The sequence below is a fragment of the Bradyrhizobium diversitatis genome, from assembly GCF_016031635.1.
GTDB lineage: Bacteria > Pseudomonadota > Alphaproteobacteria > Rhizobiales > Xanthobacteraceae > Bradyrhizobium > Bradyrhizobium diversitatis.
Map to the genome: position 1 here is coordinate 25,138 of NZ_JACEGD010000046.1, position 22,790 is coordinate 47,927.

The 22,790-nt window shown below is 64.8% G+C and carries 19 protein-coding genes and 1 pseudogene; 17 read left to right on the forward strand and 3 right to left on the reverse strand.

Going from position 1 to position 22,790, the window contains the following annotated elements:
• Nucleotides 1-7: 7 nt before the first annotated feature.
• From H1B27_RS34645 to H1B27_RS34670, 6 genes are all read left to right on the forward strand, one after another.
• The gene (locus H1B27_RS34645; protein WP_197969114.1) at nt 8-1,144 is read left to right on the forward strand and encodes an NAD(P)/FAD-dependent oxidoreductase; all 1,137 of its coding nucleotides are present in this window, start codon (nt 8-10) and stop codon (nt 1,142-1,144) included.
• Between the two features lie 31 nt (nt 1,145-1,175).
• Nucleotides 1,176-1,472, forward strand: a complete 297-nt coding sequence (locus H1B27_RS34650) for a (2Fe-2S)-binding protein (protein ID WP_197969115.1) — start codon at nt 1,176-1,178, stop codon at nt 1,470-1,472.
• On the forward strand, nt 1,469-2,887 hold the full coding sequence (locus H1B27_RS34655; RefSeq protein ID WP_197969116.1) for an FAD/NAD(P)-dependent oxidoreductase: 1,419 nt from the start codon (nt 1,469-1,471) through the stop codon (nt 2,885-2,887). The genes H1B27_RS34650 and H1B27_RS34655 overlap by 4 nt, the downstream gene beginning before the upstream one ends.
• Complete coding sequence (locus H1B27_RS34660; RefSeq protein ID WP_197969117.1) at nt 2,884-4,005, forward strand: NAD(P)/FAD-dependent oxidoreductase; 1,122 nt, start codon at nt 2,884-2,886, stop codon at nt 4,003-4,005. Before H1B27_RS34655 ends, H1B27_RS34660 begins: the two co-directional genes overlap by 4 nt.
• 14 nt (nt 4,006-4,019) lie before the next feature.
• Nucleotides 4,020-4,367: a RidA family protein gene (locus tag H1B27_RS34665; protein ID WP_061880884.1), complete on the forward strand. Its 348-nt coding sequence runs from the start codon at nt 4,020-4,022 to the stop codon at nt 4,365-4,367.
• A 172-nt stretch (nt 4,368-4,539) separates the two neighbouring features.
• Nucleotides 4,540-6,153 (forward strand): ABC-F family ATP-binding cassette domain-containing protein, encoded by a 1,614-nt coding sequence (locus H1B27_RS34670; protein ID WP_197969118.1) that lies wholly within the window; start codon nt 4,540-4,542, stop codon nt 6,151-6,153.
• 147 nt (nt 6,154-6,300) lie between these two features.
• Here the strand turns inward: H1B27_RS34670 and H1B27_RS34675 are convergent, their stop codons facing one another.
• Nucleotides 6,301-7,629 carry a dicarboxylate/amino acid:cation symporter gene (locus H1B27_RS34675; protein WP_061880882.1) on the reverse strand — a complete coding sequence of 443 codons (1,329 nt, stop codon included), beginning with the start codon at nt 7,627-7,629 and terminating at the stop codon, nt 6,301-6,303.
• Nucleotides 7,630-8,062: 433 nt separating this feature from the next.
• Between H1B27_RS34675 and H1B27_RS34680 the strand changes: the two genes are divergently transcribed.
• The 11 genes from H1B27_RS34680 (at nt 8,063) to H1B27_RS34730 (ending at nt 21,823) form a co-directional block, all read left to right on the forward strand.
• A complete protein-coding gene (locus H1B27_RS34680; protein ID WP_197969119.1) occupies nt 8,063-8,899 on the forward strand; it encodes an SDR family oxidoreductase in 837 nt (278 codons plus the stop codon).
• A 140-nt stretch (nt 8,900-9,039) separates the two neighbouring features.
• Nucleotides 9,040-10,842, forward strand: coding sequence for a cation:proton antiporter domain-containing protein (locus H1B27_RS34685; RefSeq protein WP_197969120.1), 1,803 nt, complete (start codon nt 9,040-9,042; stop codon nt 10,840-10,842).
• Between the two features lie 38 nt (nt 10,843-10,880).
• The gene (locus tag H1B27_RS34690) at nt 10,881-11,687 is read left to right on the forward strand and encodes an NAD-dependent protein deacetylase (protein ID WP_197969121.1); all 807 of its coding nucleotides are present in this window, start codon (nt 10,881-10,883) and stop codon (nt 11,685-11,687) included.
• Between the two features lie 141 nt (nt 11,688-11,828).
• On the forward strand, nt 11,829-13,913 hold the full coding sequence (locus H1B27_RS34695; RefSeq protein WP_197969122.1) for a hydantoinase/oxoprolinase family protein: 2,085 nt from the start codon (nt 11,829-11,831) through the stop codon (nt 13,911-13,913).
• Nucleotides 13,914-13,915: 2 nt separating this feature from the next.
• On the forward strand, nt 13,916-15,574 hold the full coding sequence (locus H1B27_RS34700) for a hydantoinase B/oxoprolinase family protein (protein ID WP_197969123.1): 1,659 nt from the start codon (nt 13,916-13,918) through the stop codon (nt 15,572-15,574).
• 40 nt (nt 15,575-15,614) lie between these two features.
• Entirely contained in the window at nt 15,615-16,616 is a 1,002-nt protein-coding gene (locus tag H1B27_RS34705; RefSeq protein ID WP_197969124.1) for a TRAP transporter substrate-binding protein, read from the forward strand.
• A 10-nt stretch (nt 16,617-16,626) separates the two neighbouring features.
• The gene (locus tag H1B27_RS34710; protein WP_197969129.1) at nt 16,627-17,220 is read left to right on the forward strand and encodes a TRAP transporter small permease subunit; all 594 of its coding nucleotides are present in this window, start codon (nt 16,627-16,629) and stop codon (nt 17,218-17,220) included.
• A gap of 31 nt (nt 17,221-17,251) precedes the next feature.
• A complete protein-coding gene (locus tag H1B27_RS34715; protein ID WP_197969125.1) occupies nt 17,252-18,556 on the forward strand; it encodes a TRAP transporter large permease in 1,305 nt (434 codons plus the stop codon).
• Nucleotides 18,557-18,883: 327 nt separating this feature from the next.
• On the forward strand, nt 18,884-20,602 hold the full coding sequence (locus H1B27_RS34720; protein WP_061880873.1) for a pyrroloquinoline quinone-dependent dehydrogenase: 1,719 nt from the start codon (nt 18,884-18,886) through the stop codon (nt 20,600-20,602).
• A gap of 140 nt (nt 20,603-20,742) precedes the next feature.
• The gene (locus H1B27_RS34725) at nt 20,743-21,021 is read left to right on the forward strand and encodes a c-type cytochrome (protein ID WP_082822104.1); all 279 of its coding nucleotides are present in this window, start codon (nt 20,743-20,745) and stop codon (nt 21,019-21,021) included.
• A gap of 34 nt (nt 21,022-21,055) precedes the next feature.
• A complete protein-coding gene (locus H1B27_RS34730) occupies nt 21,056-21,823 on the forward strand; it encodes a substrate-binding periplasmic protein (RefSeq protein WP_197969126.1) in 768 nt (255 codons plus the stop codon).
• 126 nt (nt 21,824-21,949) lie between these two features.
• Here the strand turns inward: H1B27_RS34730 and H1B27_RS34735 are convergent.
• Together H1B27_RS34735 and H1B27_RS34740 are read right to left on the reverse strand one after the other, a co-directional pair.
• Nucleotides 21,950-22,492, reverse strand: a pseudogene (locus H1B27_RS34735) (glutathione binding-like protein); the annotation flags it as partial.
• 8 nt (nt 22,493-22,500) lie between these two features.
• Nucleotides 22,501-22,790, reverse strand: a 290-nt coding sequence (locus H1B27_RS34740) for a transposase (protein ID WP_197967352.1), incomplete at its 5' end; no start/stop codon positions are given.

The window sequence follows — 22,790 nt, forward strand, 5'->3', positions numbered from 1 at the left end:
AGAACCTATGCGAACGGACTACGACGTCGCCGTCGTCGGCGGCGGACTGCTCGGCTCCGCCATTGCCTGGGGCCTCGGCCGGCTCGGCAAGAAGGTCGCCGTGCTCGACGAAGGCGACATTACCAAGCGCGCCTCGCGCGCGAACTTTGCGCTGGTGTGGGTGCAGAGCAAGGGGCTCGGCATGCCCGCCTATACGGTGTGGACCGTGCAGGCCTCGCAGGCATGGGGCCGGCTGGCCTCCGAGCTGAAGCAGCAGACGGGGCTCGACGTTGCCCTTCAGCAGAATGGCGGCTTCCATCTCACGCTCGGCGAGGACGAATTCGGCCAGCGCGCCGAGCTCGTCAAGCGCATGCACAACCAGGTCGGCGCGGCCGACTACAAGATGGAAATGCTGCGGCCGTCCGAGGTGAAGAAGGCGCTGCCGCTCATCGGCCCCGAGGTCTCCGGCGGCAGCTATTGCCCGCTCGACGGCCACGTCAATTCGCTGCGCACCTTCCGCGCGTTTCACACCGGCTTCATTGCGTTCGGCATCGACTATTTTCCGGAGCGCCCGGTCTCGGCGATCAGCAAGAGCGGCGGTGAATTTCGCTTGACCACGCCGCAGGGTGAACTGCGTGCCGCCAAGATCGTGCTGGCCGCCGGCAATGCCAACCAGACGCTGGCGCCGATGGTCGGCCTCTTTGCGCCGATGGGCCCGACCCGCGGCCAGGTCGTCGTGACCGAGCGCACCATGCCGTTCCTGCCGCATCCGCTGACCACGATCCGCCAGACCGACGAGGGCACGGTGATGATCGGCGACAGCAAGGAGGACGAGCTCGACGATCGCACGCTGAAGCCGTCGATCAGCGGTGTCATGGCCGATCGCGCGCAGCGCATGTTCCCGCATCTGTCGCGACTCAACGTGGTCAGGAGCTGGTCCGGCATTCGCGTGATGCCGCAGGACGGTTTTCCGATCTACGACCAGTCGGAGACGCATCCCGGCGCCTTCGTCGCCTGCTGCCATTCCGGCGTGACACTCGCCTCCAACCACGCTTTCGAGATCGCGCGGATGGTGGCGCAGGGCGCGCTCGAGCCGGAGCTGGTCGGCGCGTTCTCGGCCAGCCGTTTTGGCGGCGGAGGTGCTGCGAACGGCAGCGGCTACTAGAGATTCTGAGAAGGAGCCAAGAGGCATCCCCATGTTCAAGCGATCCGAACAGGACAAGCGTCCGCAAGTGCAGATCCTCGTCGACGGTGTCGCCGTCGCGGCGCGCCAGGGCGACACCGTCTCTGCCGCACTGTTGGCCTCCGGCGTGGACGCACGGCGTTCCACCGCAGTGAGCGGCGCGCCGCGTCTGCCCTATTGCATGATGGGCGTGTGCTTCGACTGCCTCGTCACCATCGACGGCGTCGGCAATCGCCAGGGCTGCCTCGTGCCGGTTGCGGAGGGCATGCAGGTCGAAATCCAGAAGGGCAAGCGGGAGATCGGAAAATGACTGTGGCTCCCAAGCGCGAAGCGTATGACATGGTGGTGATCGGCGCCGGGCCGGCGGGTCTCGCTGCTGCCGCGACATCCGCCGAGGCCGGCCTGTCGACGTTGCTGCTCGACGAGAATGTCGGTCCCGGCGGCCAGGTGTTTCGCGCGATCGCCTCGACACCGGTGACCGAGCGCAATCAGCTCGGCGCCGATTATTGGGTCGGGGCCGATCTCGTGCAGGCGCTGCGTGCGAGCGGCGCCGAGATCATCCATCGTGCCACCGTCTGGAGCCTCGATCGCAATCTCGACATCGCCGTGTCGATCGGCGGCGCCTCCGCCTTCGTCAAGGCGAAACGCGTGATTCTGGCGACCGGCGCGCTGGAGCGGCCGTTCCCGATTCCCGGCTGGACGCTGCCGGGCGTGATGACTGCCGGCGCGGCGCAGACCATGCTGAAGTCGTCGGCGCTGGTGCCTGATGGACGCACGGTGATCGCGGGGCAGGGGCCGCTGCTCTGGCTGCTAGCCGCGCAGATTTTGCGTCTCGGCGGCCGCATCGACCGCATCCTCGACACCACCGAGCGTGGCAATTATTTCGCGGCGCTTCCGCACGCTTTCGCCTTCCTGACCTCGCCCTATTTCGCCAAGGGCCTGTCGATGATGCGCGAGGTGAAGGCGAAGGTGCAGGTCGTCTCGGGTGTCACCGAGCTTGCGGCTTCCGGTGATGGCCAGCTTGCCAGCGTGAGCTATGTCGCCGGCGGCAAGCGCGAGACGATCGCTGCGGACCTGTTGCTGCTGCATCAGGGCGTCGTGCCCAACGTCAATCTGGCGATGTCCGCCGGCATCGAGCATCGTTGGGATGACCTGCAATTGTGCTGGTCTCCAGTATTGGACGCCAGTGGCAATTCGTCGGTCGCCGGCATCGCGATCGCCGGTGACGGTGCCGGTATCGGCGGGGCCAATGCAGCCGTGGTGCGCGGTCGCATTGCCGCGTGCGCCGCCGTCGAAGCGCTGGCGCCCGCGGCAGCCGCAAAGGTCCCCGCGATGGCGATGCTCCGTTCCGATCTCGCCAAGGCCGAGCGCGGTCGCGTCTTCCTCGACACGCTGTTCCGCCCCGCGCCGCACTTCCGGATTCCCTCAGGCGACACCATCGTCTGCCGCTGCGAGGAGGTCACCGCAAAGGACGTTCTCGATTCCGTCGCGATCGGCGCGACCGGGCCGAACCAGCTCAAGGCCTATCGCCGCACCGGCATGGGTCCGTGCCAGGGCCGACTCTGCGGCCTCACCGTCACCGAGCTGATGGCGCAGGCGCGCGGCAAGTCCCCGCAGGAGATCGGCTATTACCGCCTGCGTGCGCCGGTGAAGCCGATCACGCTGGCCGAGCTCGCCGCCGTTCCCAAGAGCGAGGCCGACGTCAGGGCCGTGGTGCGCGGATGAGCACAAACGTGGATGCGATCGTCATTGGCGGCGGCATCCACGGATGTTCGACCGCGCTGCATCTGTGCCTCGCCGGCTTGAAGCCGGTGCTGATCGAGAAGGATTATGCCGGCCGTCACGCCTCGGGCGTCAACGCCGGCGGCGTGCGCCAGCTCGCGCGGCACATCCCGGAGATTCCGCTCTCGATCCGCTCGATGGGGATATGGGAGAAGATCTCAGATCTCCTCGACGACGATTGCAGCTTCGAGAGCTACGGTCAGGTGCTGGTTGCCGAGAACGAGGACGAGCTCGCGATCTGCCGCGCGCGTGTCGCCGAGCTCAACGCGCTAGGCTTCACCCACGAGGAACTGATCGACGCCGCCGAACTGCGCCGGCTGGTGCCAGCGGTGGCCGAGACCTGTCCCGGCGGTATTGTCTCGCGCCGTGACGGCGCGGCTAATCCGGCGCAGACGACGACGGCGTTTCGCCGCAAGGCCGAGCTGCTCGGTGCAACCGTGCGCGAAGGCGTGGCCGCCGACAACATCCGGCACCGTGACGGCCTCTGGCACGTCGATGTCGGTTCGGAGAGCTTTGCCGCGCCGGTGCTGGTCAACGCCGCCGGCGCCTGGGCCGGCAGGATCGCGGCTGACCTCGGCGAGCCGGTGCCGGTCGAGACGGTAGCACCGATGCTGATGATCACCTCGCGCGTGCTGCACTTCATCGATCCCGTCGTGATCCTGCGCGGGCGAAAGCTGTCCTTCAAGCAATTCAAGAACGGCACCGTGCTGATCGGCGGCGGTCATCTGGCGACGCCGGACCAGGAACGCAACGAGACGGTGCTGGACTGGAAGAGCCTCGCGACCAGCGCGCGGACCGTGTTCGAGCTGTTCCCGGTGATGCGCAGCGCCACCATCGTCCGCGCATGGGCGGGCATCGAGGCCAGGATGAAGGACGATCTGCCCGTGTTCGGGCCGAGCAGCCGTCACAAGGGCCTCTATCACCAGTTCGGCTTCTCGCTGCACGGTTTTCAGCTCGGCCCCGGCGCCGGCGCCGTGATGGCGGAGCTGATCGTCAATGGCGGCACCCAGACCCGAATCGGCGATCTCGGCATCGACCGCTTCCATCCTTCAACGCTCTAGAAAAAGAGGACATCATGAGCATCACCCGCAGCATCCGCACGCCCATCATGCATCGCGCCGTCGAGGCCAACGGCTTCGTCTTCCTCGGCGGCACCATCGCCGACGACACCTCGGTCTCGATGGGCGAGCAGACCCGCAACATCCTCGGCAAGATCGCCGGCTATCTGAAGGAGGCCGGCACCGACAAGTCTCGCGTCGTCAGCGCCTCGATCTTCGTCACCGATCTCTCCAGGAAGAAGGAGATGGATGCGGCCTGGACCGAGTTCTTCGGCGACAATCTCCCCACCCGCGCCACCGTCGGCGTCGCCGATCTCGGCGGCGGCGCGCTGATCGAGGTGGTGGTCACCGCCCTGAAGGGTTGACCGCGCACGGCGACGAAGGACGACAGCGCCTTCCGCGCTGTCGTCCTCCTCGCGTCCCGCCTTGATCTCGCCGTTCGATGGGACTACTTGGAGAGTCCCTCAATCAGGATACTTGTAGCCATGGATATGACCCCGACCGCAAAGCCCACCTGCCTTGCTCACGGGGAATTCCATGCCTGCCTCGATCATTCTGTCGAACCTGTCGCTGTCCACGCCTGACGGCCGTTCTCTTCTTTCCAACATCGATCTGACGTTCACGACCGAGCGTACCGGTCTCGTCGGCCGCAACGGCGTCGGGAAAACGACGCTGCTTGCGTCGATCATAGGTGAACATGTGCCCCGATCAGGGCGCGTTCTGGCTAACGGCACTATCGGCTTGTTGCGCCAGGATGTGCAGGTTCTTGCCGGCACGACCGTAGCCGACCTGTTCGGCGTGCGGCGGGCGCTCGACCTGCTTCGCCGTGCGGAGCGAGGCGATGCCTCTGCCGATGACATCGCAGCGATCGACTGGACGCTCGAGACCCGGCTTGAAGCCGCGCTGGCGCGCCTCGGGTTCGATCCATCTCCCGACACGGAGCTGTCTTGCCTATCCGGCGGCCAGATCACCCGGGTTCGACTCGCCGCACTGATCTTCGCCGCGCCCGACTTCCTGCTCCTGGACGAGCCCACCAACAATCTCGACCGGGACGGACGCAAAGCGGTGACTGATCTGCTCGCCGCCTGGCGCGGCGGCGCGATCGTCGTCAGCCACGACCGGGGCTTGCTGGAGACCATGGATGCGATCGTCGAACTGACCTCGCTCGGAGCTACGCGATACGGCGGCAATTGGAGTCGGTATCGCGAGCAGAAGGCCGTCGAGCTTGCGGCCGTCCGGCATGACCTCGCGCATGCCGAGAAGCGTCTCTCCGAGATCGACGGCAAGGCCCAAGAGGCTGCGGAAAGGAAAGCGCGCAAGGACAGCGGCGGAAGGAAGAAGCGCGCCAAGGGCGACATGCCGCGGATCCTGGCTGGTGCACGCAAGGATCGTAGCGAGGACAGCGGCGGCAAGAGCACGCAAATCGCCGAGCGGCGGCGTGCGGAGGCCATCGATGCTGCGGACACGGCGCGCCGGCGTATCGAGATTCTTCAGCCATTGTCGGTCAGGTTGCCCGCGACCGGCCTGCCGGCGGGCAGGGAGGTGCTTTGGCTCGACGGCGTCAGTGCAGGCTATCGGCCCGAGCGGCCGGTCTTCCAAGATCTATCGCTCATGATCGTTGGTCCGGAGCGCGTCGCGCTGGTCGGCCCGAACGGCTCCGGCAAGACGACGCTGCTGAAATTGATCGCGGGCGAGCTGCGCCCGCTCTCCGGCACCGTGCGGGTCAGGCCGGACTTCGCGCTGTTCGACCAGAAGGTCAGCCTGCTCGATCCCGCGACCTCCATCCTGGACAATTTCGGGCGTCTCAATCCGAAGGCGGGAGCGAATGAATGCCATGCCGCGCTGGCGCGGTTCATGTTTCGCGCCGATGCTGCCTTGCAGATCGTCGGAAGCCTGAGCGGCGGGCAGTTGTTTCGTGCAGGCCTTGCCTGTGTGCTTGGCGGGGCGACTCCGCCGTCCCTGCTCATTCTCGACGAGCCGACCAACCATCTGGATGTCGAGTCCATCGAAGCCGTCGAGGCAGGCTTGAGAGCCTATGACGGCGCGCTGCTTGTCGTCAGTCATGACGAGGCATTCCTGCAGGCAATCGGGATCACGCGGCGGCTCGATCTCGCCGGCGAACGTGATTCCAGGGGCTCATCATTCCAATAACAAAAACCCGACGCCCTGCCCCCAGCGCGTCGGGTGGAAAAAATGAGTATCAATCCGTGATCGCAGTGCCGTTGTTGTGACGCTTATCTCGCCGGTTTTCCACTCCGGGAAACTACCGCGTCGGAAAAAACGTCGCCTGCCTTCGATCTACGCGCCTCCGCCCGGTTCCAGCGCCTCGCCGATCTCCAGCGGGTGGGCCATGGTCTCGTGCAGCGCGTCGCGGTCGAGCTCGCCTTCGGAGATGCTGATGACGACGCAGGCGACGCCATTGCCGATCAGATTGGTCAGCGCGCGGCACTCGCTCATGAACTTGTCGATGCCGACCAGGATGGCGATCGACTGGATCGGTATGTCGGGCACGATCGAGAGCGTTGCCGCGAGCGTGATGAAGCCGGCGCCGGTGACGCCCGAGGCGCCCTTCGAAGTGATCATGGCGATGCCGAGAATGCCGAGCTCCTGCCAGATGGTCAGATGCGTATTGGTTGCCTGCGCCAGGAACAACGTCGCCAGCGTCATGTAGATGTTGGTGCCGTCGAGATTGAAGCTGTACCCCGTCGGAATGACGAGGCCGACCACCGAGCGCGAGGCGCCGAGATGCTCCATCTTCTGGATCATCTGCGGCAGCACCGTCTCGGAGGAGGACGTGCCGAGCACGATCAGCAGCTCGTCCTTGATGTAGGCGATGAAGCGCAGGATCGAGAAGCCGGCGAGGCGAGCGATCGCACCTAACACGACCAGTACAAACAGCATGCTGGTGAGATAGAATGTACCGATCAGCGCCGCGAGGTTGAGCAGCGAGCCGAGGCCGTAGGCGCCGACGGTGAACGCCATCGCGCCGAAGGCGCCGATCGGCGCGACGCGCACGATGATGCGGATGATGCCGAAGAACATCTTCGCGGCCTTGTCGATCGCATCCGCAATGGGCTCGCCGGCCTTGCCGAGGAAGGCGATGGCGAAGCCGGAGAGGATCGAGATCAGCAGCACCTGGAGCAGGTCGCCGCGCGCGATCGCGCCCAGATAGCTGTCGGGAATGATCGCCATCAGATGGGCGACTATGCCCTCTTCATGAGCCTTGGTGACGTAGGTCGCCACCGACTTCGGGTCGATCGTGGCCGGATCGATGTTGAAGCCGTGCCCGGGCTGGAGAATCTCACCGACCAAAAGTCCGACCGCGAGCGCGACGGTCGAGACCGTCTCGAAATAGATCAACGACTTCAGCCCGACCCGCCCGACGCGCTTGAGGTCGCCCATCGAGGAGATGCCGTGCACCACGGTGCAGAAGATCACCGGCGCGATCATCATCTTGATCAGCGCGATGAAGCCGTCGCCGAGCGGCTTCAAGGCCTTGCCGAGATCAGGATAGAAATAGCCGATGAGCACGCCGAGCGCGATCGCGATCAGCACCTGAACGTAGAGGATCTTGTACCAGGGCTGGTGCCGACGTTGAATGGCTGGCTGGATCGCGATTTGTGTCATGGAGTGTGCCCCGGAACGCATTGATCATGCATGATCTGAATCATGCATCACTTGCATCATGTGATGGCCGCCGCCGAAGCGACAATCACATTTTTGTCTGTTTGCACGAAGATCGATCGCGGAGCCGCAAGCGCGCTTGTTGTCGATCGCGGCCACCACGGCGCCGGCGGCGGCAGGCTCTCGATGGGGCGGGCTCGCGACCGTTCCGATGGTCGGAGTGCTTGCTCTTGCAGCCCAGGCATGCGACGTCGCCTGCTGATCATCGGTGCGATCGGCGGATGTCTCGGATGCCTGGTGAAGGCCTCGCCTCGGCATGCCGATCGACTCCACCCAGCTGCCGGCCGCGCCGTGTCCAGGGATGCGTGCGGCGTATGCACAACCGGGTGGAACAAAACGCCGGTTCCATCCATGATGACGCATCTGGAGAGAACACATGCCGCAAACCGAACGTTCAACCTCATTTCCTTCGCGCCTCGTCGGTCAGTACGCCCTCGTGACGGGTGCCTCGCAAGGCATCGGCCGCGCCGTCGCCGTCCGGCTCGCCCAGGAAGGCGCAACCGTTGCCATCAACTATTTCGAGAACGTGGAGCGCGCCGAGGAGACGCTCGCGCTCGCTCGGGCAGCTTCGCGCTCGCGCGGCCACGGCGAGCCCGATCATTGCATCGTCAAGGCCAATGTCGGCGATGAGCGGGACATTGCTGCGATGTTCGAGGCGATCCTTTCTCGCTGGAAACGTCTCGATTGCCTCGTCAACAACGCCGGCTTCCAGCAGGAATCGCCGAGCGAGGCGCTCGACGTCGAAACCTATCGCCGCATCATCGACGTCAATCTCAACGGCGCCGTGCTCTGCGCACAGAAGGCGCTCGCTCACTTCGTCGCACGCGGCGGAGGCGGCAGCATCATCAATTGCTCGAGCGTCCACCAGATCATTCCAAAGCCCGGCTATCTCGCTTATTCGATCAGCAAGGGAGGCATGGCCAATCTGACGCGCACGCTGGCGCTCGAATTTGCCGGCCGGGGCATCCGCGTCAACGCGGTGGGACCAGGCGCGATCGACACGCCGATCAACGTGGCATGGACCGGTGACCCCGAAAAGCGCGGCGTCGTCACCAGCCATATTCCGCTGGGCCGTGTCGGCACGCCGGAAGAGATCGCCGCCGTATTCGCCTTCCTCGCCTCGGAGGATGCGAGCTACATCACGGGGCAGACCATCTATGCTTGCGGGGGCCTGACGCTATTCCCCGAATTCCGAGAGAATTGGGCAAGCTGAACGTCAGCTTTGGATCACGCGCAATCGGCGGCCGCCAGTGCCCGCGGAGAAATCAGGATGGGTTGGGGGCTGCGGCGCCGTGTGCTATCGACCGTGGACGACGCGGCCGCTATTGGCAAACGTCGACACAAGACGGGCTCGTGACCACAACCATCAGCATCAATGCCTATAGCGACGCGCTCGTGGTTCTCGGCACCGCCGGCGTGGTGGTGCCGATCGTGCGCCGCTGGGGCATCAACCCCGTGCTGGGCTATCTCGGCGCCGGCGCCATTCTCGGTCCGCTCGGGCTTGGTTCGCTCGTTCAGAATCTCCCGTTCCTGTACTGGTTCACGGTGACGGACGCGCAGAACGTCGAGGGCATCGCCAATCTCGGCATCGTGTTCCTGCTATTCCTGATCGGGCTCGAGCTGTCTTTCCGGCGGCTCGTCACGATGCGGCGGCTGGTGTTCGGGCTTGGCGGCCTGCAGGTGCTGGCGACGTCCGCCATGTTATTTGGCGCGGCGCTCCTCTGCGGGCAGAGTTCCGATACTTCCGTGATCATTGGCGCGAGCCTTGCGCTGTCCTCGACGGCGATTGTGCTCGAGCTTCTCTCCGCCGAGAGGCGACTTGCGACCACAGCCGGGCGCGCCAGCTTTTCGGTCTTGCTGGCCCAGGACCTCGCCGTGGTCCCCATTCTCGTGTTCGTCTCGGTGCTCGGTGCAGGCAGCGGTGGCTCGGTCGTGACGCACATCTCCAGTGCGATCCTGAAGGCGGTCGTGGCGGTCGCTTTTCTCATTCTGATCGGACGGCTGCTGATGCGTCCACTGTTCCAGATGGTTGCGGGAACCCATTCGACGGAGTTGTTTGTCGCGGCGACCTTGTTCGTCATCGTCGGCGCAGGGCTTGCCGCACACCAAGCCGGGCTGTCGATGGCGCTCGGAGCATTCGTTGCAGGACTGATGCTGGCGGAAACGGAGTATGGAAAAGCCATCGAGGCCACCGTCGAGCCATTCAAGGGCCTGCTGCTCGGCATCTTCTTCTTCACCGTCGGCATGGCCATCGATTTCCGCGTGTTCATGCGCGAGCCCGGTTGGCTGCTGGCTGCCGTGATCGGCATTCTCGCCGGCAAGGCGATCGTGCTCATCATTCTGGGCCGCCTGTTCAGGCTCTCATGGCCGGCGGCGATCGAGATCGGCTTCCTGCTGGGGCCCGTCGGCGAGTTCGCATTCGTCAGCATCGGCATGGCGGCCGCCGCAGGCCTGATCGAGCCTCGCGTGTCGAGCTTCGTCGTGGCCATCACCGCCGTGACGATGGCGCTGACGCCGCTCTTGGGCGCGCTCGGACGACGACTGGCCGCCAAGCTGGCTGACGAGCGCATCCTCGATCCCGAACTGACGGTTCAGCCGCCAAGCGACCGAACACAGGCGATCGTGGTCGGCTACGGCCGTGTTGGAAAAGTGGTCTGCTCGCTGCTTACCTCCCATGGCGTGGACTACATCGCGGTCGATCACGATCCGATCGCCGTGGCGCGCGACCGCCGCGACGGTCATAAGGTCTTCTTTGGCGACGTGACAGAGCCGGGCTTTCTCGAAGCTTGCGGCCTGATGCAGACGACCGGCGTGATCATCACGATTCAATCGCGAACGGCGATCGATGCCGTCGTCGAGCGGATCCGTTCGGCGCGGCCGGATGTGTTGATCGTCTCACGTGCGCGCGACGCTGATCATGCCCGTCACCTCTATGCAATCGGCGCCACCGACGCGGTGCCGGAAACCATCGAGGCAAGCCTGCAGCTTTCAGAAGCCGCGCTGGTCGGCCTCGGAGTCGAGGTCGGGTATGCGATAGCCTCGGTGCACGAAAAGCGTGATGAGTTTCGGCGGACGTTGCAGCAAGCCGCCCACACGGCAGACCAGGACAAATCTCACCCATCGTCCTTCGCAGGGCGTCCGTCCCGCCGACAGTGATCTGGAAAAAGCCGGCCTCGCGACCTACATCTGGTGCCATGTCAAACGCTCCGCTCCAGGATTTCGTCGACCGGCACGAAAATCTGTTCGTGCTGACCGGCGCCGGCTGCAGCACCAATTCAGGCATTCCCGACTACCGCGACAGCCAGGGCAACTGGAAGCGGACGCAGCCGGTCAATTTCCAGGCCTTCATGTCGGACGAGCATACGCGCCGGCGCTATTGGGCGCGCAGCCTGATCGGCTGGCGGCGGTTCGGCCAGGCGAAGCCGAACGATGCGCATCATGCGCTGGCCCGGCTCGAGGCGAACGGCCGGTGCGGGATGCTGCTGACGCAGAACGTCGATCGGCTGCATCAGTCGGCCGGTCACCGGCAGGTCATCGACCTCCACGGCCGGCTCGATCTGGTCCGCTGCATGGGTTGTGACCGCAAGACGCCGCGCGACGAGTTTCAGCAGGATCTTGGCCGCGCCAATGCGGCGTGGCTGACGCTCGATGCCGCGGATGCACCTGACGGCGACGCCGATCTGGAGCACGAGGATTTTTCCTCCTTCGAGGTGCCGCCATGCGAAGCCTGCGGCGGCATCCTCAAGCCCGACGTCGTCTTCTTCGGCGAGAACGTCCCGCGCGACATCGTCGCCACCGCGCAGGATCATCTGGCGGAAGCCGACGCCATGCTGATCGTCGGCTCCTCGCTCATGGTCTATTCCGGCTTCCGCTTCGTCCAGGCCGCGGCGCGCCGCAATATTCCGATCGCGGCGGTCAACCTCGGCCGCACCCGCGCCGACGATCTCCTGACGCTGAAGGTCGAGGAGCGCTGCGAGACGGCGCTTGCATTCCTGCTCTGATCGCGCAGGCGACGCACACGCCTTGCCTATTGCATAGGTGCCAAGCAGAATAGCCGGGCGCGGCGTGCATCTTGTCGTCCATGGCATGGAAATTGCTGCGCTTTTGTCCCCAGTCTTGACGACCAGCACGGAGAATTTGGAATGCTTGAGGGAGCCGAGGTGCGGCTTGCCGTTGATATCGGTGGCACGTTCACCGACATCGTGCTGGACGTGGGGCAAGATCGCAAAACCCGCAAGGTGCTGACCACGCCGCAGCGCCCCGAGCAGGCCGTGTTGGACGGCATGCGCCTCATTCTGGCCGATGCACGCGCGCATATTAGCGACATCGACGTCTTCATTCACGGCACGACGCTCGCGACCAATGCCATCATCGAGCGGCGCGGGGCCAAGACCGCGCTGATCGCGACCGAGGGCTTCCGCGACGTGCTCGATATCGGCACCGAAAGCCGCTACGACCAATATGACCTCGGCATCGACAAGCCGAAGCCGCTGGCGCCGCGCAGCCTGCGCTTCACGGTGCCCGAGCGCATCGACGCCCACGGTGCCGTTCGTCTCCCGCTCGACGAAGCGGCGGTGCGCGCACTCGCGCAGAGATTGCGCGAGCTGAAGGTCGAGAGCGTCGCAATCGCGTTCCTGCACTCTTATGCCAATTCCGAGCATGAGCGCCGCGCGGCCGCGATCATCAGTGATGAAATGCCCGGCATCTCCGTGACTGTATCGTCGGCAGTGTGTCCCGAGATCCGGGAATATGAGCGCACATCCACTGCGGTCGCCAACGCCTACGTGCAGCCGCTGATCGATGGCTATCTCGCCCGCATGGCCGATGCCTTGCAGGTCGAGCAGTTTCGCGGCGCCATTTATCTCGTGACCTCCGGCGGAGGCGTGACCTCGATCGAGACGGCGCGACGCTTTCCGGTGCGTCTCGTCGAATCCGGTCCCGCAGGCGGCGCGATCTTCGCGGCCCAGATCGCGGCGCGTCTCGGCGAGAGCAAGGTGCTCTCCTTCGACATGGGCGGCACTACCGCGAAAATCTGTCTGATCGAAAAGTACCAGCCCGAGACCTCGCGCGTGTTCGAGGTCGATCGCGCCGCGCGATTCCTCAAGGGCTCCGGCCTGCCGGTGCGCATTCCTGTCATCGAGATGGTGGAGATCGGCGCCGGCGGCGGTTCGATCGCGCATGTCGACGCGATGAAGCGCGTCACCGTGGGGCCCGAAAGTGCCTCCTCGGAGCCGGGGCCCGCCTGCTATGGCCGCGGCGGCCAACGCCCGGCCGTGACGGATGCGGACGTTGCACTCGGCATGATCGATCCAGATGCGTTTGCGGCCGGCACGATCAAGCTCGACCCGGAGCTTTCGAAAAAGGCGCTGCTGCGGGACGTCGGCGAGCCGCTTGGCCTGTCCGCGGAAACCGCGGCCTATGCTGTCCACGAAGTCGTCTGCGAGAACATGGCGAGCGCGGCGCGCGTGCATGCCGTCGAGCGCGGGGAGATTATCGGTCAGCACACGCTGATCGCTTTCGGCGGTGCCGCGCCGCTGCATGCGGCCCGCGTCGCCGAGAAGATCGGCGTCTCCCGCGTGATCGTGCCATCGAATGCGGGTGTCGGCTCGGCCGTTGGCTTCCTGGCTGCGCCCATCGCCTATGAACTGGTGCGCAGCCGTCATGTCCGGCTCGATGATTTCGACACCGAGGTCGTCTCTGACCTCTTGCAGGAGATGGCGACTGAGGCGCGTGCGCTGGTGGAGCCCGGTGCGGCCGGTGCGCCGGTGCGGGAGCGCCGCGCCGCCTTCATGCGCTATGTCGGCCAGGGCCACGAGATATCGGTCGAGCTGCCGAACCGGCGGCTGGCGACCGCCGATCTCGCCGGGCTGCGCCAGAAGTTCGAGGCGGATTATTCCGCGATGTTCGAACGACCGATCCCGGGGGCTGCCATCGAGGTGTTGAGCTGGTCGGTGCTCGCCACCACCGAGGCGCGCAATCCGCCCACCGTCGCTTCCGTCGCACGCATGCCTGCGGCCAAGGCGGCCGGCAGTCGCAAGTTCTTCGACGGCCGCGCGGGCGAAGTAATCGAGATCCCGCTCTATCGCCGCGAGGACATGGCGCCGGGCGCGACGATTGCGGGTCCCGCCGTGATCGCGGAGGACGAAACCTCGACCTTCGTCTCCAACAGTTTTGACGCCCACATAGACGGTGCCGGCAGCATCGTCATGGAACGGAAGGCGGCCTGATCATGAGCAAGGCAAATGGCGCGAGCCTGATCGACCTTCAGATCATGTGGCACCGGCTGATCGCCGTGGTCGAGGAGCAGGCGCAGGTGCTGCTCCGCACCGCATTCAGCCCGATCGTGCGCGAATGCGGCGACCTCTCGGCCGGCGTGTTCGACCTCGAGGGGCGCATGCTGGCGCAGGCGGTGACGGGCACGCCCGGCCACGTCAACTCGATGGCGGAATCGGTGAAGCATTTCATCGCTCACTTCCCGATCGAGACGATGAAGGAAGGCGACGCCTACATCACCAACGACCCCTGGATGGGTACGGGCCATCTCAACGACTTCGTCGTCACCACGCCGTGCTTCAAGGATGGCAAGCCGGTGGCGCTGTTCTCCTGCACCAGCCACCTCATGGACATCGGCGGCATCGGCTTCGGCCCTGATGCCACCGACGTGTTCATGGAGGGGCTCTACATCCCCATGCTGAAGCTGATCGACCAGGGCGTCGTCAACGAGACGCTGATGGCGATGATCCGCACCAATACGCGGCTGCCGATCGACACCGAGGGCGACACCTATTCCCTCGCCGGTTGCAACGACGTCGGCTGCGAGCGCCTGGTCGAGATGATGACCGAGTTCGGCATCGACTCGCTGGACGAGCTCGGCGACTACATCTGCGACCGCTCGCGCGAGGCCGTGCTCGCCGAGATCGCAAAGCTGCCGAAGGGCAGCTGGCGCAATACCATGGTGGTCGACGGCTATGATGCGGCGGTGACGCTGGCTGCGACCCTGAAGATCTCGGATCAAGGCATCCACGTCGATTTCGACGGCACCTCTGCCGCCTCGAAGTTCGGCATCAACGTGCCCTTGTCCTACACCACCGCCTACACCGTGTTCGGCCTCGGCTGCGTCGTCGCCTCGCAGATCCCGAACAATGCCGGCTCGCTCTCGCCGCTGACCGTGTCGGCGCCGGCGGGCGCTATCCTCAATGCGCCGAAGCCGGCGCCGGTCGCCTCGCGCCACATCATCGGCCAGATGCTGCCCGACGTCGTGTTCGGCTGCCTGCGCCAGATCATTCCCGAGCGCGTGCCTGCGGAAGGCACCTCATGCCTGTGGAATCTGAATGTGCGTGGGCAAACCCGCTCCGGCGTCGGCGGCAATTACGGGTTCTCCATGGCGGTGACGTCCAATGGCGGCACAGGCGCGCGCTTCGGCAAGGACGGCCTGTCGGCGACCGCCTATCCCAGCGGCGTGCGCGGCACCCCCGTCGAGATCGCAGAGACTCAGACGCCGCTGATTTTCTGGCGCAAGGAGCTGCGTCCGGATTCCGGCGGAGCAGGACGCACTCGCGGCGGCCTCGGCCAGATCATCGAAGTCGGCAGCGGCGTCGATGCGCCGTTCGACATTCTCGCTGCGTTCGATCGCATCGATCATCCGCCGCGCGGCCGCGATGGTGGCCGGGACGGCGAGGCCGGCTATGTCGGCCTCAAGTCCGGAAAGAAGCTGCGGGGGAAAGGCTTTCAGCAGGTGCCGCCGGACGACCGGTTGGTTGTGCTGACACCGGGCGGCGCGGGCATCGGCGATCCCGCCAACCGTGAGCGCGCGGCGGTCAATGACGACGTCGAAAGCGGACTCGTGTCCGTCGACAAGGCGGTCACAGTTTATGGGTACTCGCGGTGACGCCTCGGACATCGTGCGCGGAGCAAACGGAGGGGTGCAAATGATCACGCGAAGGAATTTCACCGCGGGCGCAGCGACGCTGCTTGCCGCCGGCCACATCTCCACCCGCGCGCGGGCGGCGACGGTGAGCTGGGACATGTCGACGGTGTGGCCTGACGGCAATTTCCACACCCAGAACGCCTTTGCCTTCGCCGAGGAGGTGAAGAAGCAAAGCGGCGGCACGGTGAGCATCACCGTGAAGGCGGGTGGTCAGCTCGGCTTCAAGGGCCCCGAGCACTTGCGCGCCGTACGCGACGGCTTGGTGCCGCTCGCCGACGTCCTCAACATCCAGCAGGTCGGCGACGAGCCCTTCATGGGCGTCGAGAGCATTCCCTTCCTCTGCGGCTCCGTGGACGAGCTCAAGGTGCTGCACAAATACGTGCGGCCCGAATACGAGAAGATCGCGGCGCGCAACAACCAGAAGATCCTCTACATCGTGCCGTGGCCGACGCAGTACCTGCATCTGAAGGCGAAGGTCGCCGACGTCGAGGGCCTGAAGAACATCAAGATCCGCGTGCCCGACAAGAACGCTGTCGAGATGCTCAATGCGATCGGTATGGCGGCGGTGATGATCCCCTGGGGCGAGACCATTCCCGCGCTCGCGTCCGGCGCCGTGGCCGGCGTCTCCACCTCGTCGGTGTCGGGCGTCGACGGCAAGTTCTGGGAATTCCTGAAATACGTCTACCCGACCAACCACGTCTGGTCGTCGCAGATGCTCACCGTCAATCTCGATTCCTGGAAGGCTCTCTCCGGCGATCAACAGAAGCTGGTTGCGGATGTCGCGGCGAAGATGGAGCCGGGCTTCTGGGCCAACTCGCTCAAGGCCGATGTCGACAGCCTCAACCGCCTGAAGGAAGGCGGCATGGAGGTGGTGCCGGTCTCGCAAGCCATGATGACGGACATCCGGGCCAAGACAGCGCCGCAGCTCGATGCCTTCCTCAAGCGCGTGCCGGCGGCCGACAAGCCGGTAAAGGCCTATCTCGCCGAAATGAAGCGTGGCTGAGGATGATGTCGTGGTGAGCATCTCGCCCGAAGCTCCGCAGAGCCTGAATGCAGCGGCGCCGGCGCCGCTGCGCATCCTGCTCGACGGCATCGATCGCCTCGGCCGGCTCGACGGCTGGATCGGCGGCTTCTGTCTCTTGATGCTGACGCTGTTGATGCTGTGCGAGGTCGCAACCCGCTTCCTGTCGAACTTCCTGCCGTTCTTCCCGCCCAGCATCTCGATCGCGTGGGAATATTCCTCCTATCTAATGGCGGCGTCCTTCACCTTCGGCGCCGCCATGACGCTACGTGTCGGCGGCCATATCCGCGTCGTGCTGCTCCTGAAGAACGCACCAGTGCCGGTACAGCGCGCGCTCGAGATTCTCTCGGCGGCGGCCGGCTTCGCCTTCATGGCGTTCCTGACCTCGGCCATGGCGAAATTCGCCTGGGCCGCGTTCCTGCGTGGCCAGGTCTCCACCTCGAGCGACACGCCGCTGTGGTTTCCGGAAGCCGTCGTCACCTTCGGCATGCTGCTGCTGACGCTTCAGTTCCTGGCGCGCGCGATCCAGGCCGCGCTCGGCCTGCCGCTGGAGGACCATCGCATGAAGGCCTCGCCCGTCGAATGACCGCCTTGCTCGCTCCCGGATCCAAGATCGCATGACCATCGAAGTCGTTGCCCTGTTCGGGATCCTGTTTGCGCTGCTGGCCTGCGGCGTCTGGATCGGCCTGACGCTTGCGCTCACCGCGACGCTGCTGCTCGCGATGTTCCGCTCGATCCCGCTCGACAAGCTGCTGCCCCAATACGCCTGGAACATCCTGACCACGCAGGAGCTGCTTGCGCTGCCGCTGTTCATCCTGATGGGCGAGTTGTTGTTTCGCACCCGCCTGTCGCGCTCCCTGTTCCAGGGACTGGCGCCTTGGGCCGGTTTGCTGCCCGGTCGCCTGCTGCATGTGAACGTGATCGGCTGCACCATCTTCGCGGCGATCTCGGGCTCGTCGGCCGCGACCACGCAGGTGATCGGCCGCATGTCGCTCAACGAACTCCTGCGCCGCGGCTATTCCCGCGACATCGCGATCGGCTCGCTCGCCGGCGCCGGCACGCTCGGGTTCCTGCTCCCGCCGTCCAACATCATGATCATCTATGGCGTGCTCGGCGACGTCTCGATCCTGAAGCTGTTCACGGCTGGCGTGTTGCCGGGATTCCTGCTGGCCGCCACCTTCATGGCCTGGGTGATGCTGCACACGAGCCTCAATCCGGGCATGGTGCCGGAAACGGAAGCCAAGCTCTCGCAAGTGCCATGGAGCGAACGCCTCGCCGCTCTGAAGGACCTCGCCCCGGCGCTGTTCCTGATCGCCTGCGTGCTCGGCTCGATGTATGGCGGCCTCGCGACGCCGTCGGAAGCCGCCGCCGTCGGCGTGCTCGGCGCGGCCCTGGTTGCCTGGGCCCAAGGCGCGATGTCGCAACAGGTCATGCGCGACGTGCTGATCGGCTCGGTCGTGACCTGCTCGATGATCGCGCTGATCGTGCTCGGCGCCTCGATCCTCGGCAATGCCGCGGCCTTCCTTGGCATCCCGCAGGCAGTGGCCGCCTTCGTCAAGGGCCTCGGCCTGTCACCGTTCATGCTGATCGTGACGTTGATCGTCTTCTATCTCGTGCTGGGCTGCTTCCTCGACGGCTTCTCGATGATCGTGATGACGCTGCCGATCGTGCTGCCCATCGTGAAGGGCGCCGGCTTCGACGAGGTCTGGTTCGGCGTGTTCCTCGTGCTCGCCGTCGAGATGGCGCAGATCACGCCGCCCGTTGGCTTCAACCTGTTTGTGATCCAGGGGCTGACCGACGACGGCCTCGGCTACATCGCCCGCGTGACGATGCCGTACCTCATGATCATGATCGGCTTCGTGCTGCTGCTGACGCTGTGGCCCGGCATCGTCACGATCCTGCCGAAAGTGCTTTACGGATAAGCCACTTCGCTCCGGGTTTGGCCGATCGAGGTCGAAACGGTCAGTGCCGCTGCCGTTTCAATTCGCTCCGTGCGTCAAAGTCGTCTCCTGCGCGCGTTCCGTGTTTGCACGCCCTGTGATCCGTCGTAAGCTGCAGCGGTAAGCAGAAGTACAACAGCAATCACACCAGTGAACGTGGCTCCCTCGGCGCTATCCGCCGAGAGAGGGGATATCTGTTGGCGACTCGGTCCGATGGAGGACGATCGACGCGTACTGAACTGCAAATGCCCCCTCGCGGCCGCGCTTACGAGACGCAATCAACAAACACAAGAGCGGGAGGAAGTGCAAATGAGAAAGCAGTGGCTCAGCTCGGCCTTGCCTGTCGTCGTCGTTGCGACACTTGCAGCGTCGGCGGCGTCGGCCCAAGCCGTGGATACGGCCCGCATCGAGGCCGCCGGCCAGAACGATTGGCTCACCTATCACGGCTCGTACAAGTCTCACCATTACAGCCCGATCGCGCAGATCAACACGAACAACGTCGCCAATCTGGGCGTGGCCTGGATGCACATCCCCGGGCGATCGACGCGCGGTCTGCAGTCCATGCCACTCGTGGCTGACGGGGTGCTTTATTATTCGGGCTCTTACAGCCGGGTCTTTGCGCTGAATGGCGCGACCGGCGAGGTCATCTGGTCGTTCTTTCCGGAACTGGACGAGGCGCTGATCAGCCGGCAGACCCACTCTCCCTACAACCGCGGCGTAGCTCTCGGTGAAGGCAAGGTCTTCGTCGGCACGATGGATGGGCGTGTCTTCGGGCTGGATGCGAAGACGGGAAAGGTCCTCTGGGAGACCAAGCTGATCGACTCGCAGAAGCTCACGGTCGGCTTTACCGGTGCGCCGCTTTACGCGAAGGGAAGCGTGATCATCGGCGCGCAAGGTGGCGAATGGCCGGGCCGCGGCCCGATCTTTGCCCTCGATGCCACGACGGGAAAGAAGAAGTGGGAGTTCCTGACGGTCGCGGGCACCGAAGAGGCGATGAAGACCTGGGGCAACGATTCCTGGCGCACCGGCGGTGGCGGCGGCTGGATGCCGGGCACCTACGATTCCGAGACTAACACCATCCTGTGGGGCACGGCGAACCCTGCGCCGCTCTACGACTGGTCGGGCGCCGATTACAAGACGCAAGGTGCGCGTCCCGGCGACAATCTCTATACGAGTTCGGTGATCGGCCTCGATATCGATACCGGCAAGCTGAAATTCTATCATCAGGAGCTGCCGCACGACGCCTGGGACTTTGACAGCTCCGTCGGCGAGTTCGTTATGCTCGAGCGCGACGGTCAGAAATATGTGGTTCATCCGAACAAGGGTGGCTTCGTCTTCGTCTACGACCGCAATCTCAAAGTGAAGAACGTCTGGCGGCTGGTCGAGAACATCAACTTCGTCAAGGATATCGATCCCAAGACCGGCGCGCTGATCGGCCGCCGCGATTTCTCGGTCGGGAAAGTCACTGAACCGCCTCTGTGTCCGTTCATCGGCGGCGGCATCAGCTGGAACGCCGGCTCATACAGCCCGAAGACCGGCCTCTACTACAAGATCGGCCAGGAATGGTGCATGACGCTGGACATCCAGAAGACGACACCGGTCACGACGCCGCAGGTCCAGCTCAACATCGGCGCCGATTTCAAGATGACGCCTCCTCCCGGCGGCGAGATCTATGGCCATCTCGACGCGCGCGATCCCATAACGGGAGCGAAGAAATGGGAGGTCCGCTACCCCGAGCCGCCGCTTGGAAGCGTGCTGTCGACGGCGGGCAATCTGGTCTTCGTGCCGGACTCCCGCGGCGTCCTTCACGCCTATGATGCCGAAACCGGAGCCGAGCTGTGGAAGCACAACAACGGCACCGGTCACCAGGGCGGCATCGTCAGCTACTCCGTCGGCGGCAAGCAATATATCGCGGTGACCGCGGGCTTCGGCGGCATGCTGGCTGACGAGTATGCGCCGAACTTCGGCGGCGTCTACAAGAGCATGCCGCGTGACGACGGTGCGCTCGTCGTCTTCAGCCTGAAATAGTTGCCGCAAACGATCTGCAGGAGCGGGTGCAAGCCCGCTCCTTGCCGTGAACAACGGCCACCTGCTTCAGGAATGGAGTGGACGCGTTGAAGCTGCATTTGAGAACAGTTCCGGTGGGCGCCTCGTTGCTGTGCGCTGCAATGGCTCAAGCACAATCCGCGGCGCCTGCGCCCGAGAATGCGCCGTTCGAGGTCGAGCAGGTGTTCGCGGGGACTTGCGGGTTTTGTCACTCCGACGGCGGCCGGGCTGCCGGCAAGGGGCCGCAACTGATGAATTCGCCGCGCGACGACGACTTCATTCGCAGTCGCATCAAGCTCGGCAAGCAAGGCGCGATGCCGGCATTCGATGGCGCTTTCACCGACGCGCAGATCGACCTGATCGTCAAATACATCCGCGCCTTGAAACCACGCGAAGGCTGAACCAGACCGCGATGCGTCCAGATGAGGGTGTGCAATGAAGGCGATCGTACCGGTCATCGTCGCTGCCGCCATCGGGCTGCCGGGACCGGCACAGGCGCGAGCCCTGGACGCGATCCGCGCGAGCGGTGTGATCGGGCTGTGCGCGCATCCCAACTCGCTTCCCTTTGCCCGCAAGACCGGCGAGCCGCCCGGCTTTCAGGTCGAGCTGGGACAGGTGATGGCCCGCGAGCTCGGTGTGGCGCTGAGGCTCGACTGGATCATCACGCAGTACCAGATGCGCAGCGCCGGCTGTGACATCCTTCTGGACGTCATCGCCGACCGCGAGGCCCAAGGCGAAACACGTTTGAGGATTTCGAAACCGTATTATCGCACGGGCGTCGCGCTCGCGGTGCCGTCATCCAGCCCGCTCACCTCGTTCAAGAGTCTCAACGAAGAGACCAAGGTGGGAGTGCAGGTCGGATCGATCGCCGCCATGATCATCGGCCAACGGCGCGTGCCCCTGTCGACGTTCGGCTTCGAGAGCGACAGCCTGGAGGCCGTGTCGAACCGTGAGATCGATGCCGCCGCGGTGACGCCCACTGCGGCCGGCTATTTCAATCTGACGCATCCGGACAATCCGCTCCGGATCCTGGATCGTGATGAGAGCATCGCCGATCTCAACTGGAATGTCGCCGTCGGCATGATCCGCCCGGACGATGCGTTGCGCGAGGCCATCGACCGGGCCCTGGACCGGCTGCGAAGCGACGGCACGATCGATCGGATCTACCGCCGCTATGGGATCGTGCTGCAGGCGCCGAAATAGTCGACCCGCACTCCGGAACGGCTTTCGTTGAATCAATTGCCGCGGCTCCTTCACCTCTCCCGCAAGCAAGCGGAAGAGGGAGGGCACCTCCGTCGTTGCAGCGATCAAGCCTCATGTCATCGTGTTTTACGCCGCCGCCTTCTTCCGCGCGAGCTCGGCCTTGTACAACTCGAACTCCTCCGCGATCGCCCTGGCGACCGACGGGCGCTGGCGCAGGCGTTCGTAATAGGCCTTCACGTTGGGCCATTTCGCAAGCTCGATCGGCGGCGTCGCCATGGTCCAGTTGATGACCGTGGCGAGATAGGCGTCAGCCACGCTGAAATGGTCGAGCAGGAACTCGCGTCCCTTTAGATAATTGTCGAGATAGTCGAGCCGCGACAGGTTCTTCTCCAACGCATAGGCCTTCGTCTCCTGCGGCGCCTTGCGGTCGAGCAAGGGGAGGAAGAGACCCTTGTGCAGCTCGGTGCCGATGAAGCACAGCCATTGATGCAAGCGCGTGCGGTCGATGCCCTGCGCGGCGCCGAGGTCGGATTGCGGGAAACGGTCCGCGACATATTGCAGGATCGCGGCGTTCTCGGTCAGCACCACGCCTTCGTCGGTACGCAGCGTCGGCACCAGGCCGATCGGATTGATGGCGCGGAAGTCGGAGCCGTCGCTCAGCACTATCTTGTCGTCCGTTAAGAAGCCGAATTGAGCGGGGCCGGACAGGCGCGCGTGCGCCAGAGCTGGATCAGGAACAGGCACAAGAGTTCTCTGATCCAGGCGAGGATGCGGCGGAAGTTGTGGCCGACGGCTGAGAGGATGACGTTGGCCGCATCGCCGGCGCGGCCTTTGAGGTAGCAGCGGCCGAGGTGGCCATCGGTCTTCAGGTGTCCGATGATGGGTTCGATGGCGGAACGGCGGCGCAGCTCGCGCTTGATGACACCGAAGACGCCGCGCTTCTGGCCAGAGATGAAGATTCGGCGGG

Excerpts from the sequence above, each read along its gene's own strand:
- H1B27_RS34645 (WP_197969114.1), top strand. The coding sequence starts at position 8 with ATGCGAACGGACTACGACGTCGCCGTCGTCGGCGGCGGACTGCTCGGC.
- H1B27_RS34650 (WP_197969115.1), top strand. The coding sequence starts at position 1,176 with ATGTTCAAGCGATCCGAACAGGACAAGCGTCCGCAAGTGCAGATCCTC.
- H1B27_RS34655 (WP_197969116.1), top strand. The coding sequence starts at position 1,469 with ATGACTGTGGCTCCCAAGCGCGAAGCGTATGACATGGTGGTGATCGGC.
- H1B27_RS34660 (WP_197969117.1), top strand. The coding sequence starts at position 2,884 with ATGAGCACAAACGTGGATGCGATCGTCATTGGCGGCGGCATCCACGGA.
- H1B27_RS34665 (WP_061880884.1), top strand. The coding sequence starts at position 4,020 with ATGAGCATCACCCGCAGCATCCGCACGCCCATCATGCATCGCGCCGTC.
- H1B27_RS34670 (WP_197969118.1), top strand. The coding sequence starts at position 4,540 with ATGCCTGCCTCGATCATTCTGTCGAACCTGTCGCTGTCCACGCCTGAC.
- H1B27_RS34675 (WP_061880882.1), bottom strand. The coding sequence starts at position 7,629 with ATGACACAAATCGCGATCCAGCCAGCCATTCAACGTCGGCACCAGCCC.
- H1B27_RS34680 (WP_197969119.1), top strand. The coding sequence starts at position 8,063 with ATGCCGCAAACCGAACGTTCAACCTCATTTCCTTCGCGCCTCGTCGGT.
- H1B27_RS34690 (WP_197969121.1), top strand. The coding sequence starts at position 10,881 with ATGTCAAACGCTCCGCTCCAGGATTTCGTCGACCGGCACGAAAATCTG.
- H1B27_RS34695 (WP_197969122.1), top strand. The coding sequence starts at position 11,829 with ATGCTTGAGGGAGCCGAGGTGCGGCTTGCCGTTGATATCGGTGGCACG.
- H1B27_RS34700 (WP_197969123.1), top strand. The coding sequence starts at position 13,916 with ATGAGCAAGGCAAATGGCGCGAGCCTGATCGACCTTCAGATCATGTGG.
- H1B27_RS34705 (WP_197969124.1), top strand. The coding sequence starts at position 15,615 with ATGATCACGCGAAGGAATTTCACCGCGGGCGCAGCGACGCTGCTTGCC.
- H1B27_RS34715 (WP_197969125.1), top strand. The coding sequence starts at position 17,252 with ATGACCATCGAAGTCGTTGCCCTGTTCGGGATCCTGTTTGCGCTGCTG.
- H1B27_RS34720 (WP_061880873.1), top strand. The coding sequence starts at position 18,884 with ATGAGAAAGCAGTGGCTCAGCTCGGCCTTGCCTGTCGTCGTCGTTGCG.
- H1B27_RS34725 (WP_082822104.1), top strand. The coding sequence starts at position 20,743 with ATGGCTCAAGCACAATCCGCGGCGCCTGCGCCCGAGAATGCGCCGTTC.
- H1B27_RS34730 (WP_197969126.1), top strand. The coding sequence starts at position 21,056 with ATGAAGGCGATCGTACCGGTCATCGTCGCTGCCGCCATCGGGCTGCCG.